Source organism: Ktedonobacterales bacterium, from assembly GCA_036557285.1.
GTDB lineage: Bacteria > Chloroflexota > Ktedonobacteria > Ktedonobacterales > DATBGS01 > DATBHW01.
In genome coordinates this window covers 23930-36569 of sequence record DATBHW010000021.1, presented here as the reverse complement: position 1 = coordinate 36569, position 12640 = coordinate 23930, and the positions used below count along the sequence as shown (strand labels likewise).

General features: G+C 59.5%; 10 protein-coding genes. 6 read left to right on the top strand and 4 right to left on the bottom strand.

The annotated features are described in order from the left end of the window. Positions 1-67: 67 nt before the first annotated feature. Entirely contained in the window at positions 68-787 is a 720-nt protein-coding gene (locus VH599_07140) for a LiaF domain-containing protein (GenBank protein HEY7348080.1), read from the top strand. Here VH599_07140 and VH599_07135 read toward each other — a convergent pair. The 4 genes from VH599_07135 to VH599_07120 all read right to left on the bottom strand — a co-directional run bounded on the left by VH599_07135 (position 747) and on the right by VH599_07120 (position 5548). Then, on the bottom strand, positions 747-1703 hold the full coding sequence (locus VH599_07135; protein HEY7348079.1) for a VOC family protein: 957 nt from the start codon (positions 1701-1703) through the stop codon (positions 747-749). The genes VH599_07140 and VH599_07135 overlap by 41 nt on opposite strands. 58 nt (positions 1704-1761) lie before the next feature. After that, complete coding sequence (locus VH599_07130) at positions 1762-2985, bottom strand: hypothetical protein (GenBank protein ID HEY7348078.1); 1224 nt, start codon at positions 2983-2985, stop codon at positions 1762-1764. Between the two features lie 162 nt (positions 2986-3147). Next, complete coding sequence (locus VH599_07125; GenBank protein ID HEY7348077.1) at positions 3148-3921, bottom strand: aldolase/citrate lyase family protein; 774 nt, start codon at positions 3919-3921, stop codon at positions 3148-3150. An 82-nt stretch (positions 3922-4003) separates the two neighbouring features. Beyond that, positions 4004-5548 (bottom strand): acyl-CoA synthetase, encoded by a 1545-nt coding sequence (locus VH599_07120; protein HEY7348076.1) that lies wholly within the window; start codon positions 5546-5548, stop codon positions 4004-4006. 413 nt (positions 5549-5961) lie between these two features. Between VH599_07120 and VH599_07115 the strand changes: the two genes are divergently transcribed. The 5 genes from VH599_07115 (at position 5962) to VH599_07095 (ending at position 12605) form a co-directional block, all read left to right on the top strand. After that, complete coding sequence (locus VH599_07115) at positions 5962-6900, top strand: WD40 repeat domain-containing protein (GenBank protein HEY7348075.1); 939 nt, start codon at positions 5962-5964, stop codon at positions 6898-6900. Between the two features lie 94 nt (positions 6901-6994). Beyond that, positions 6995-7423 (top strand): helix-turn-helix transcriptional regulator, encoded by a 429-nt coding sequence (locus tag VH599_07110; GenBank protein HEY7348074.1) that lies wholly within the window; start codon positions 6995-6997, stop codon positions 7421-7423. Between the two features lie 5 nt (positions 7424-7428). Then, the gene (locus VH599_07105; protein HEY7348073.1) at positions 7429-8814 is read left to right on the top strand and encodes a permease prefix domain 1-containing protein; all 1386 of its coding nucleotides are present in this window, start codon (positions 7429-7431) and stop codon (positions 8812-8814) included. A gap of 97 nt (positions 8815-8911) precedes the next feature. After that, the gene (locus VH599_07100; protein HEY7348072.1) at positions 8912-11950 is read left to right on the top strand and encodes an FtsX-like permease family protein; all 3039 of its coding nucleotides are present in this window, start codon (positions 8912-8914) and stop codon (positions 11948-11950) included. Positions 11951-11978: 28 nt separating this feature from the next. Further along, the gene (locus VH599_07095; protein ID HEY7348071.1) at positions 11979-12605 is read left to right on the top strand and encodes an SGNH/GDSL hydrolase family protein; all 627 of its coding nucleotides are present in this window, start codon (positions 11979-11981) and stop codon (positions 12603-12605) included. Positions 12606-12640 lie beyond the last annotated feature (35 nt).

The following is a 12640-nucleotide window of genomic DNA, read 5'->3' as shown; positions in this document are numbered from 1 at the left end:
CAATCGTATAGATTATACTTGTGTGATAGATTGTGACACAACAGAGCATTCCCAGGAGGCGGGATTGATGCAACAGCAACCAGTTCTTACTGCCCAGCAGCAGGCAATTCAGCTCGTGCGCACCCGCTACGAGCAGGGCATCCTTACTTTCGAGCAATTTGAATATGCGCTCAATGCGCTCATTGTGGCCCAAACGCCGGAGGAGTGCCAGACGATTGTAGCGGAACTTCCTTCTACTACGGCTACAAGTGTGCTGCATCGCCCAGAACCGCCTTCAGCGCCAGCAGCGGCGCCCATCCAGCGAATCGTGGGGACCATCGGCGAACTCAAGCGGATGCGGCGTCCCTGGCGCCTGGAGCCGCACACCAGCTTCAGGCTGTGGGTTGGGGAGATCAAGCTGGACCTGAGCCTGGCGACGCTGCCGCCAGACAGCGTGTTAGAGGTGTTTGTGCCGGTAGGTGAGGCGGTGATCTATGTACCCCGCGAAGTCCACGTCACGGTGCGGGCGTTCTCGCTGATTGGCGAGACACAGGTGATGGGCGAGGAGCGCAACGGCATTTTCGCTCGTCTCAATGAGGAGTTTCCGTCAGAGATCCCCTCCGCAAGTCCTGCGCCCCACCTGGAGATTCGCCTGAAAACGATCATGGGTTCGGTCAAGGTGATACGTGTCAATGGGCCGGTCATTGCGCTCAAGGACGTGATTAAAGAAGCCGCTGGTCAGGTGCTGCTGGCGACACTCGATGCTTTCAAGCAGAATCGTGGGAATAAAGGCTCTTCACAAAGGTGAGCTCTGTCGCTACCTGGGCGACGGCCACTGGCCCGATAGTCAAGACGATCTTGTTGCGCCAGGGGTCTTCAAGGGTGGCAATATTGCCTGTCTCAGTGAAGGAAAGACCCGCCGCGCGAACCCGCTCAAGGACGGCGGTACGCGCTTCCTGACTGGGCATCTCGATGGTGAAGCAGCGCAGCCCGGCTATTCCAGCGGGAGCTGGCCCAGCACCGCGACTGTGCCAGATGTTCATGCCGATGTGGTGATGGTAGCCTCCAGCGGAAATGAAGAGCGCGGTGGGCATCCTGACCATGATGTCGAAGCCAAGCACCCCATGATAGAAGGCTTCGGCTTGATCAATGGCGCCAACCTGCAAGTGCATGTGTCCAAGGCGTGTGCCCACCGCCATGCCGCTCCATGACTTTCCCTCCTGCTCGGCTGCCGCCAGCACGCCCTGAATATCAATGGGATCTGCCGCCATCTGAAGCTGCCCATTGATATAGGGCCATTCCTCGCGGGGACGGTCACGATAGACCTCGATGCCGTTGCCATCAGGATCAGTGATGTAGAAGGCTTCGCTGACCAGATGGTCGCCCTGGCCGGGGAAGGGAAGGCCCGCTGCAAGCCAGTGCCCAAGCCATCGCCCAAGATCGGCGCGGCTCGGTACCAGAATAGCGAAGTGGTAAAGCCCGGTGTAGCCGTAGCGGTCATGCGGGAAGGGCTGCGCGCCGGGTTCTTCAGTGAGGAAGAGGAGCGGTGTACCCGGAACACCCAGAGTAGCACTGCCCTCGTGTTGTTCAAGGACGGCGAAGCCGAGTCCCTGTGTATAGTACCTGAGAGATTTGTTAAGGTCGGCGACGGCCACGGAAACCAGACCCATTTGGGTTCCTGGGGCAATCGAAGCGGCAGGCGCCTGCTGAGGGTCAGAAGTCATGGAAGGTCTCCAGTCTGTGGGCGTACAGGTCCGCCCACCCGGCTATTGGGACGCCTCTTTACCCCCCAACGGCAGCCAACTCACCCGATGGAGCGATAGGGAGAGTGGGAAGGGTCTTGTGCGCCCTGGCATCGGCGGCCAACAAGACGCCAAAACGCCAGACGAAGCGCCCCTGGTCAACGTTATTCTGCTGAAGTTCAAGCTCACAGCCCGCGACTCCCTGGTCGTGGAGGATAGTGATATTCCACCCTGCGCCTCTCAGAGAGCGTTTCTGCTCAACGCTGAGCATCTGCACGCCTGTTATGCAGACAAGCTGAGTCAGTTGGTAGCTCAGGCTCACATACTGCGAGGGAAGCGGCCCCAACTGCCAGCCAGCCACTGCATCATAGGTGAGAAAGAGGCTGAGCAAGGTAGGGGATGCTGGGAACAGTATATCACTGACAACCTGTCCGCTGGCGGTGGTAAAGCGCCAGCGCAGCGCGAAAGGTGTTCGCACCTGCCAGAACTGGCCGCTCGCGGAGTAGTCATGTGGAAATCCGCCGAGAACAGCACAGGTGAAGCTAAAACAGAAAACACCCCGCTGGGCGTTTGGGGCGCTTGGAACCAGCAAGGCGCTGGCGTGCAGTGGTCCAGTGAGCCGCCGGGTCTTCAGTGTTCCGTCGCGGTTCAGGCCAGTGACGATGAAGGATTGGGCAGGTACATTGATCGTTTGCTGGGCCGTAAGTTCACGCGAAATCAGGGCTGTAATCTGCTGGCGCTGCGCTGCTGGCAGATCAGCCAGGGTGAAGAGTATCTCCAGGGTATTCGATGCCTCCTGGTTAAGAGCGGTGGTACGCCCGGCATCACATGGATGGAAAGCATACGGCACGATAGATATGGGCGGAGGAAAATGACAGGTGCGTGGTTGGAATGGCGGCGCGTTCAATGTGATGGTGTAAGGGGGCTGGCTTGACAACTTGATGGTCAGCGGGAGAACGCCGCGCTGTGGCTGGCCGTTGATCGTGAGAGCGCCGTAGTTGACGTTGCTCATGATGCTTACTGTGGGTGGGGGAGGAGGCGCCTGGACAGGAAGCGGCGGGACTGATGGCTGACTGGGTACGATGGTGTCCCAAAAAGTCACGACCACGACCAGGAACGCTGCCAGCATGAGACTGATCTGGACCAATCGCTTGCGCTGGGAGGGGGGCTGGTTGAGCAGCGTCTCCAGTTCGATGAGAGGTAAGTGTTCCCCGGCATCCTGATCTTCAGGAGGAGAAGGTGGATCGTTTGGGCGCTGGCTCATGTCAACCTGCCTTGCTACTCCACTGCTCTTTCGCCTTTAGCATAGCAAAACTCAGCACGCCGATGCAACCTCACGAGAGCAGACAGGGGAAGAAGCAAGAGACGGCAGCGCGCTCGAAATCAGGAAATATTGTGGGGGATAAACGCGCTGAGGATAGCATGCTTACTCGCGTGCCAGGCGCAGGTGCTGTGTTGCCGCGACGATCAGGCTGCTTACATCCGTCGTCACGCTGACCATGTGGAACCCCTGCCGTACCCGTTCAGCCGCAGCTTCCCCACTGCTGCTGAAGATACCCAGTGCTATCTGCTGTTTCTTCGCTTCTGCCTTGATGCGCTCCAGGGCTGCGAGAAAGGCGGGTTCAGCACCCTCGCTGCTGGGTGCAAGCCCAAGGTGGGCATGCAAGTCATTTGGCCCTACGAAGGCGACATCAATCCCCGACACGGCCAGAATCTCGTCCAGGTTCTGGAGTGCCTGGACGCTCTCGATCTGGACCGCCACCAGAATCTGGTCATTTGCTACTTGCCCATAACTGGCCCAGTCGGTGACGCCGAACCCATAGGGGCCAAAAACCCCACCTATGCTGCGTGTACCCAGCGGAGGATATTTGGACCACGCAACCGCGCGCTCAGCCTCTACTCTCGATTGCACCATCGGGACAATAACGCCCCACGCCCCTGCATCCAAGGCCCACTTGAACCACTCGACGGAGTTCGCAGGCAGGCGCACCAGGGGAGCAGCGATTCCAGCATCAGCGATACAGGCAATCATCTCCGCCATCAGCGCGGGATGCTGGGCGGTGTGTTCCGTATCCACAGCGAGCCAATCAAAGCCGAGACGTGCCATCACCCTGGCCGAAGCCACGCTGGGAAGCACCAGCCAGGCTCCCAGTGCAGGTTCGCCGCGCTGTAATTTTTCTTTCACATGATTTGTTCTCATCGCTGCCACCTCTTTCTAAGAACGCTTCTCTCTCTTCAGCGCGCTTCTTTATCAGGTTTGTTTTGCCTGGTGATCCCTTGAATCATCCAGCCCGCAATCGCTCGGTCAGCAGATGTTTCTGCACTTTGCCCAGGGCGTTGCGCGGCAGCGCCTCGACAAACGCTACGCGGCGCGGTTTCTTGTAACTGGCAAGCTGCTCACGACAAAAAGCGATGATGTCGTCGGCGCTGGGCGTAAGGCCATCCCTGGGTACGACCACTGCAACCACCTGCTCGCCCAGGTCGGGATCGGGCAGGCCCACCACGGCGGCTTCGGCAATTGCCGGATGCGCCGCCAGCACGTCTTCGACTTCGCGGGGGTAGACGTTGTAGCCGCCGCTGATGATCAATTCGCGGGCGCGCCCCGTAATGGTGTAATACCCATCCGCGCTGCGCCAGCCCAGGTCGCCCGTCTTGAACCAACCATCGGCGCTGAAGGCTTCGGCGGTGGCATCGGGCCGATTCCAATAGCCCGCAAAAACGTGTGGGCCGCGTACCTCGATCTCGCCGATCTCACCGGAGGGCAGCGGTTGGCGGGCGCGCACATCCACAACCCGCGCCTCCTGGCCGGGGAACGGCCCTCCTACCGTTCCAGGGCGTCGTTCCCCCTCGTAGGGGTTGGTAAGGTTCATGATCGTTTCGGTCATACCGTAGCGTTCCAGAATGCGTTGGCCGAAGACGCGCTCGAAGTCGGCGAAGAGGTGCGCGCTCAGCGGCGCGGAGCCAGAGACAAAGAGGCGCAGCCGATGCGAGGGCGCTCCTTGCCGTTCGGCTTCAGCCAGCAGACGAGCATACATCGTGGGGACGCCAAAAAAGAGAGTGATGCTGGGATCGCGGCTGAGCATGGCGAGGACATCAGCCGCATCAAATGCGCGCCGCAAGACGGCACTGGCCCCACTGAAGAGCGTCCCGTGCAGGCCAACCATCAGCCCATGCGCGTGAAACAGAGGCAGTACCAGGAGCAGCCGATCCTGGTCTGTCCAGCGCCACGCCGCCGTCAGCGCAGTGATATTTGCGATCAGGTTGCGATGGCTGAGGAGCGCGCCTTTCGCCCGCCCCGTGGTGCCTGACGTATAGCCAAGGACCGCCGGGGCATCGGGAGTTGGCAGGGCCAGCAGGCGGCGCGAAGCCGCGCGGCTCTGCGCGACGAAAGCCGCGAAGGCGATACGTTCCGGTGGGCTGTTGAGCGCCGGGGCGCTCAGATCATCTGCAATCACCAGCGTTGTCAACTGTGGCAGCGGCAAGGGCTGCACCGCATCGGCTCCTGCGGCGCTGGTCACACAGAGCCGCACGCCTGCATCGGTCAGGATGTGCTGTAATTCGACCCGGCGGTACTGCGGATTCACCAGCCCGACAATGCCTCCGGCGAGCTGCGCGCCAAGGTAGGCCACGACAAACGCGGGGCTATTCTCCAGGAACAAAGCAATTCGCTCCCCTGGCTGGAGACCCCAGGCGACCAGGGCGTGAGCGAAGTCTTCAACTTCCGCCGCCAACTGCCCATAACTGATTGCCTGCTCCTCGAAGAGGAGCGCCAGGCGTTCCGGCTGCTGCTGCGCGCGCGTGAACAGGGCTTCCACAATTGAGTTCATCGGGTATCCTCACTCTCCCTGCGTGACTGAACATATCCTACCACAGCAGGATTTCACTAATAATCAGGCACCCGTTGAGTCTTGGGGGACTGGTTTCCGCTGCCCAATCGGCCTTATATGTACTTTGAGAGAAAAATAATGCCCGTTACGTAGTTACCAGAGAGACTCTCTTCGCATATGTTGCGGCATGTACCTGGATGAGTCCGGCATTTCTCTTTTTTCCGTTGAGAGCATTTCTTCCGGCAAATAGCTCCCTGTGCCGGGCGCAAGGAGGTAAGGCGATGTTCTTTGTACGTTATTCCAGAGTATTTCCAGGTTTCTTCCTTGTTTGCTTTCTTTCTATGCTGTCGGCCTGCGCTTCCACTCCCACGTCAACGCCCCTTGTACGCACAACTCCCACTGAATCTGTTCCTATGCGCACTGATTCGCTTCTCGTCTATAAGGGACACATGGGCAATGTGCTTGGAATTGCCTGGTCACCGGATGGCAAGCGGCTGGTTTCGTGTAGTGATGATGGAACTGTGCAGGAGTGGGATGCGGTGAGTGGGCGCAAGAACTGGAGCTTTACATTTTCTGGCCGTCCTCTCAACCATGTGCTGGCAATCGCTTGGTCGCCCGATGGCCGACGCATCGCCGCTGGCGCCTATGTTGGTCAGGTACTGATCCTGGATGCGGCGAATGGGCACCAGGTGGCAAACTACGCGGGCGATGGGACCGATGTTTGGGGAGTTGCCTGGTCGCCTGATAGTAAACGGCTTGCCTCTGGCAATAGCATTGGGACGGTCCAGGTTTGGGATACGCTTACCGGAAAACTGCTTGTGACCTATCGGGGACACAGCGAGGCTGTGGGCCACGTGGCGTGGTCGCCCGATGGTCGGCGCATCGCTTCGGCCAGCTATGATGGCGTTGTGCAGGTCTGGGATGCAGCAACTGGCATGCGCCTGATGACCTATAACCAGTCAAAGGGGACGCCAGTCTGGCAGGTAGCCTGGTCGCCCGATGGTCGGCACATCGTTTCGGGGACGGGGGCTTCGGGAGCTCATTACCCGATTCACTCGGACAATGAAGCGGATGTGTGGGATGCTACGACGGGCCAGCTTCTGTTGAGGTATCAGGGGCATGGTAGCGCCAATGAGGTGTATGCCCTGGCCTGGTCCCCCGACGGCAAGTATATTGCTTCGGGCGGAGACGAGCAGGTAATACGGGTCTGGGATGTCACGACGGGAGACACCTCCTTGCTGTATCGAGGGCATACGGATAGAATCTGGCAACTCGCCTGGTCACCGGATGGGAAGAAAATTGCTTCCTCCAGCGGGGATGGGACCGTGCGCATCTGGTCTTACATCCCGTGAACTGTGTCAAACACCTCCTTGACAGTGCGCCTTGCTCCAGCTAGAATCCCATTATCTCAGACTCTATGATAGTGGAAAAGGCAAGGAGTAGGCGATGCGTGAACTCAAGAAAGGCTCACTGGGGCTGCTGCTGCTGCATCTGTTGCAGGCCAGGCCCAGCTATGGCTATGAGTTGTGCGAGCGGCTGCGGGACCAGAGCGGCGGTACGCTCAGCTTTGAAGATGGGGCAATCTACCCGCTGCTGCATGAGTTCGAGCGGCAGGGATTGGTTGAGGCTTCCTGGGAGGAGGCTGGCGCGCCGGGGCTGGCCTTGCCCACTGAGGCGGCGCGTCGTGGCCCGCGCCGCCGCTACTACCGAATGACCCCACGCGGGCAGGAGGCGCTCCAGGCCGCGCTGAGTGAATGGCATCTGTTTGCCCGCGCCGTGGCCCGCGTGCTGGGCGAAGCCCCTGGCGTACAGTCGGCCCGGATTCCGAGTCGGCTTATCACGGATGAGGCCGCCGCATCCGGCGGTAGGAGGTAGCAGTGATGCAATATCCGATTGATCGCTATGTGATCGCGCTTGTCCGGCGCTTGCCCCTGGACGCCGCTGAGACGGCAGCCATTGTGGAGGAAGTGCGGGCGCATCTGGAGGAAGCCGCCGCGCACGCGCTGGAGGGCGGCATGGACCGCCAGGCAGCGGAGCAGCAGGCAGTGGCCGCCTTTGGCAAACCTGGCGCGCTCGCCCGGCGGTTGGCTTCCGCCCATCCAGCGCGCTGGGATGTCCGGCGCATCGTGGGCGCTGGATTCCTTGGCGGGCTGGTGGTCTGGGCGCTCTGGACGGCCACGGCGTACCCACTGGTGGTCAATAATGCCTTGAATCAACTGGCCTACAACTCAGTCTGGCCCGATAAAACTAGCCTGCCACTGCACCTGCTCATCCTCTCCACCCCGCTCAGCCTTGTGAGTGTTGGTGAACTTTCCGGCCAGCACTGGCTTCTGCCTGTGCTGCTGCTCTACCTCATACTGCCCTATGCCTGGGGTCTGCGGGCGAAACGCTGGCTCCTGCCGGGGCTGGCCTATGGCCTGGGCGCGGCGCTGCTGAATCCCTTGACCTATGGCCTGCTCTTCGTCCTGTCTACTCCAACAGACTCGTCGCTGCTCAATATGAGCATGCTCGCGCTGGTGGTCTTGCCGCTGGCTGTGCTGGCGTCGGGCCTGGGCTATGCCTGGCGTGTCTCCTCTCCTGGGCTGATTACGCGCTGTGGCGCAGTCGTTCTCTCCCGCCTGCCTGGCCAGCGTGTACTTGCCATCAATACCCAGCAGATGGCGCTTCAGCCACGCTCTGCCCTGGCCTCGCTTTCCCGACGCCGCCTCTCGTTGAAATGGGTCATCTTCAGCCTCATCATAGTGGCTATCCTGGCCGTAGAAATCGTTTCGTTTGCGCGCATCTGGAATGCAGCGCATCAGCCCGCGCTCACTCCGTCTCAGCAGCTTGCCCAGGCGCAAGCGCGCACCCCTTTTCCTATCCACCAGCCTGCATTCCTGCCAGTCGGCGCGCATCTGACGCAGGTCTTCTTTGATCACTGTTCGATGTGCGGGAACGAAGCGTCATCTACGGTCCAGCTTATCTATACGCTTGCTGCTCCTAGCGCAACAGTGGAGCTAGAAGAATCAAACGCCCGGATCAATCCGCCTCAAGGAAGCTATCAGGACAGCGCCAGGCATCAGCATCCGCTTGAGGTGAATACTTCGACGATTTCGCTGGGCGATGTGAGCGCAGCGGTCATGATCTCCAAGGGATTCTGGTCCGATGGCTCACCATTCTATCGGTATGACATTCTCTGGACGCGCGGAAGCGTCTCCTATCTGCTCTCGGAGATGGGCCTATCTGCAAGCCTGGGCGATCTAGAGCGCATCGCAGCCAGCATCTAGAAGCCTCAACGCTCATCCGAAGACCCCAACCCAAAAAGGGTTGGGGTTTCTGTTATAGTATGCTCATGAGTTAAGAATGTCTCCAAGGAGGTTGTGGATGGCCCAGGTACGACAGGTGTTAGCCCGGCTGGCTAAGCGGAGCCTGGTTCCCCCCTGTGTCACCCTGGCTTACTGGCGTCTGGGCCAGAGTTGGCGCTGGCTGGTGGTAACGGGGCTGGGGATCATGGCGGCAATCGTCATCGCCTGCACAGTGCCGCTCCTCTCACAGGTGGCTCTGACCGCCGGGGTACGCGCGGTCCTCACTGCCAGCCCGCAAGACCCGGAAATCGAGTTGCAGGCCGGTGCAAAGGCGCTGTCCAACCAGATCGCCGCCGATGGGCTGAAACAACTCAGGAGCTTTACCCAGGCCAACCTCGGCCCCTATCTCAGCAACTATTCACAGTTTGTGCTGCAAACGTCCAGCATCAACCTTGCCACGCCTGGCCTGCAAAACGATACAATGTTTCTGACAGGCGTTTCAATAGATCAGGCCAGTTCTCATCTGCGTCTGCTTCAGGGAAGATTACCGCGCTCATCCGGCCCCGACCTGGAGGTTGTTCTCACTCAACGGAGCGCGACCAGTCTGCAAGTATCGCCCGGCTCCATTATTCCCTTGCAATTTCCCTTCTACGCCGAACAGACTCCTGTAGAGCATCCACAGCACTATATCGCGCTGCAACTGCCCCTGCATGTGGTTGGCGTTATTGCTCTTGATGGGAGCGATCCGTTCTGGCACGCGCAGGATTTCGAGCCGGCGCGCGCTGGCTTTGCGAGCAGCTACAGAGCGATCATGTCCAGCGCCGCCTTTCTGGCGACGGTTACACAGCTTGCTCAGGCGCATGGGGGGACGATGGCCGAGTTCGATGCTCCCCCGACCATGCTCCTGTACTTCTTTCTGGATGCCTCGCGGGTGACGATTAGCAACCTGGACAACCTGATCGCTCGTCTGAACAGCGCGCAGATTCATCTTGGAGGGGACGCGATCCAGACACCTGCGCTCCAGCATCCCCAGCTTATCGGCCCGACCATGAATATCTATGGCGCTCATGGCTCGTTGGAACGCTTTCGTGACCGCATCCCCGTGATTCTCATTCCTCTCTTTATCCTGGCGATTCAGGTGTTAGGGCTGATCCTCTTTTTTGTCAACATGATGGTGAGTATCTCTGTTGATCGCCAGGCTGAAGTCACGGCTTTGATACGCAGCCGGGGAGCCAGTCGCCGCCAGGTTTTTAGCGCGTTTGCTCTGCAAATGCTGACGCTTTTACTGCTTGCCCTGGCTGCTGGACCTGCGTTTGCTTTGCTGATCGTTCGGTTGCTGGTGAGCCGAATGTTTTCTTCCTCAGATCAGAGCGCCCTTCAGAGTGTCTCTACCGATCCATTACAGGCTGCGCTTGGGCTGCGCTGGTATGTCACAGCGGTGGTGGTCGCGGCGATGATCATCATCGCCCTCTCGATCTGGGGTTCGACCCGGCAAACACTGCTGGGATTCCGGCAAGAGACGGCTCGCTCGAAACATCGCCCGCTCTGGCAGCGTCTAAGGTTGGATATGGTGGCCGCCAGTATTGCTTTTGGCGGCTACAGCGCCTCGTTCATTATTACCCGCTCTGGCGCGCTCGATGCGCGCGCCAGTCAGGTGATCTTCCTGCCGGTATCGCTGGTGACGCCAATCTTCTTACTGATCGCTGCCGTATTGCTCTTTGCGCGGCTCTTCCCCTGGCTGCTGCGGTTTTTTGCCTGGCAGACGACCCGCCGTCGCGCCGCGCCCCCTGCGCTGGCGTTAGCGCAGATGTCGCGCGCGCCGCACCAATCCATTCGTATGCTGCTCGCGCTGGCGCTTTCGGTTTCCTTTGCTATCTTTACCCTTGTCTACAGCGCCTCGGAAGCCCAGCAAATGAACAATGTGGCGGCGCAACAGGTCGGCGCAGACTTCAGCGGCCCTATCCCTATACCGTTTGGAAGCCATCCAGAGGCGAACGTGGTTGAGAACACCTATCGCGCTATTCCTGGCGTCACCTCTGCCACGATTGGCAATGCCACCGATGGAACTGTCCAGGAGAGCGGGCAGGCGACCTCGCTCCAGATTCGGGCTGTTGACACCAACACCTTTGCGCAGACGGCCATCTGGACCGATCAGGACTCCAGCCAGCCGCTCCCCACCCTGCTGGCGCGCATCGCTGTCTCGGAACAGGGTACGGGCGATACGCTCGTTGTACCCGCGCTTGTTGATGCTGTCGCCTGGAACGCGCTCCAGTTGACCCCTGGCGCCAGGTTCACCTTAAATATCACCGGCAGCCCGGTCAGTATGACTTTTCAAGCCATCACTGAGGTACAGCACATCCCCACCATCAACGATAGCCTGCAAACCGCCGGGGGCCAGGACTATCTCACGCCTGGAGGGATTCTGGTCGATCTGCATCTCTATACGCAGACCTTTGAGCAGCTCAGCCAGCGGGATAACCAGAGCGACAGCGCCCACCTACCCCCCTCCATCAATTATATCTGGCTGCGCACCAGTGATACGACTTCGGCCCTGGCAGCAGTGCGCGAGGCGCTGACGCACAGCCCACTCTCGCTGGAAATGGTCTACGACCGACGAGCTATGCTTGCTCAGATGCAGCGAGACCCGCTCTTTCTCGCGCTGCGTGGTGTGCTCATCCTGGGCGCTGGAGCCACTCTGCTGCTGGCGTTTGTGGTCAGCCTGTTATTTTCTTCGTTCTACGCGCGCCGCCACCTGTTCAGTTTTGCTGTGCTGCGGGCGCTGGGCAGCACCCCTCGCCAGATTGCCAGTATGCTTTCCTGGGAGCAAGGTATCGTCTATACTGTCGCGCTGGCGCTTGGAGCCGTCTGTGGTGTACTTCTGGTGGTGACAGTCATACCGGCGCTAGTCTTTACTAATCCAACGATGCCCGGCGCCGCGATCAGCAGCACAGAATATTACGTGATTCAGCATGTGCTGCCTGTGCAGATTGTGCTGCCGCTGACGCTGGGTCTTGTCATGGTCGTTTTTGCCATCATCGCTCTCCTGACCGTGATGCTCACGACCCGCATGGCGACAAAACCGTCACTCATTCGGACCCTCCGGCTGAACGAGGATTAAGATTTCAGGTACAGGAGAAGATGAGATCATGGAACAGGAAAAACCACTGCGGGTGGTATTTCAAGGCGACAGCGTTACAGACTGTGGGCGCAGCCGCCGTGATGATACGGACCTGGGCAGCGGGTACGTGATGATGGCCGCCTCCTATTTTGCTGCCCGGTATCCTGAAAAGCAGACTGAGTTCTTCAATCGTGGGATCAGTGGTGATCGGGTTCGTGACCTGCGCGCCCGTTGGGAGAAAGATTGTCTGTCGCTGCATCCAGATTGGGTGTCCATTCTGATCGGGATCAACGATACCTGGCGCCGCTATGACCAGAACGATCCTACCCCGGTGGGTGCTTTTGTGGCTGCGTATCGGGAGATTCTGGAAGCCACGACTGCCCAGGACGCACGAATCATCATCTGTGAGCCGTTTCTTTTGCCAGTATCCAGGGACCAGATGACCTGGCGCGAGGATATTGACCTGAAAATTGTGGCAATACGCCAACTTGCCCAGGAGTACCGGGCGCGGTTCATCCCATTAGACGGTTTATTCGCGCAGGTGGCGACGCAGCGCAAGCCGGACTTCTGGACCCCTGATGGTGTTCATCCATCACCTGCGGGGCATGCTTTGATTGCGCGCGCGTGGCTCAAGATGTTCACCGCAATCATCTGAGCGGTGTGACACTTCCGGCTCAGATTCGATACAGA

What these genes read in the sequence shown, in the direction of transcription:
- VH599_07115 (HEY7348075.1), top strand. Translation starts at nt 5,962, where the DNA reads ATGCGCACTGATTCGCTTCTCGTCTATAAGGGACACATGGGCAATGTG.
- VH599_07100 (HEY7348072.1), top strand. Translation starts at nt 8,912, where the DNA reads ATGGCCCAGGTACGACAGGTGTTAGCCCGGCTGGCTAAGCGGAGCCTG.
- VH599_07110 (HEY7348074.1), top strand. Translation starts at nt 6,995, where the DNA reads ATGCGTGAACTCAAGAAAGGCTCACTGGGGCTGCTGCTGCTGCATCTG.
- VH599_07130 (HEY7348078.1), bottom strand. Translation starts at nt 2,985, where the DNA reads ATGAGCCAGCGCCCAAACGATCCACCTTCTCCTCCTGAAGATCAGGAT.
- VH599_07125 (HEY7348077.1), bottom strand. Translation starts at nt 3,921, where the DNA reads ATGAGAACAAATCATGTGAAAGAAAAATTACAGCGCGGCGAACCTGCA.
- VH599_07135 (HEY7348079.1), bottom strand. Translation starts at nt 1,703, where the DNA reads ATGACTTCTGACCCTCAGCAGGCGCCTGCCGCTTCGATTGCCCCAGGA.
- VH599_07120 (HEY7348076.1), bottom strand. Translation starts at nt 5,548, where the DNA reads ATGAACTCAATTGTGGAAGCCCTGTTCACGCGCGCGCAGCAGCAGCCG.
- VH599_07105 (HEY7348073.1), top strand. Translation starts at nt 7,429, where the DNA reads ATGCAATATCCGATTGATCGCTATGTGATCGCGCTTGTCCGGCGCTTG.
- VH599_07140 (HEY7348080.1), top strand. Translation starts at nt 68, where the DNA reads ATGCAACAGCAACCAGTTCTTACTGCCCAGCAGCAGGCAATTCAGCTC.
- VH599_07095 (HEY7348071.1), top strand. Translation starts at nt 11,979, where the DNA reads ATGGAACAGGAAAAACCACTGCGGGTGGTATTTCAAGGCGACAGCGTT.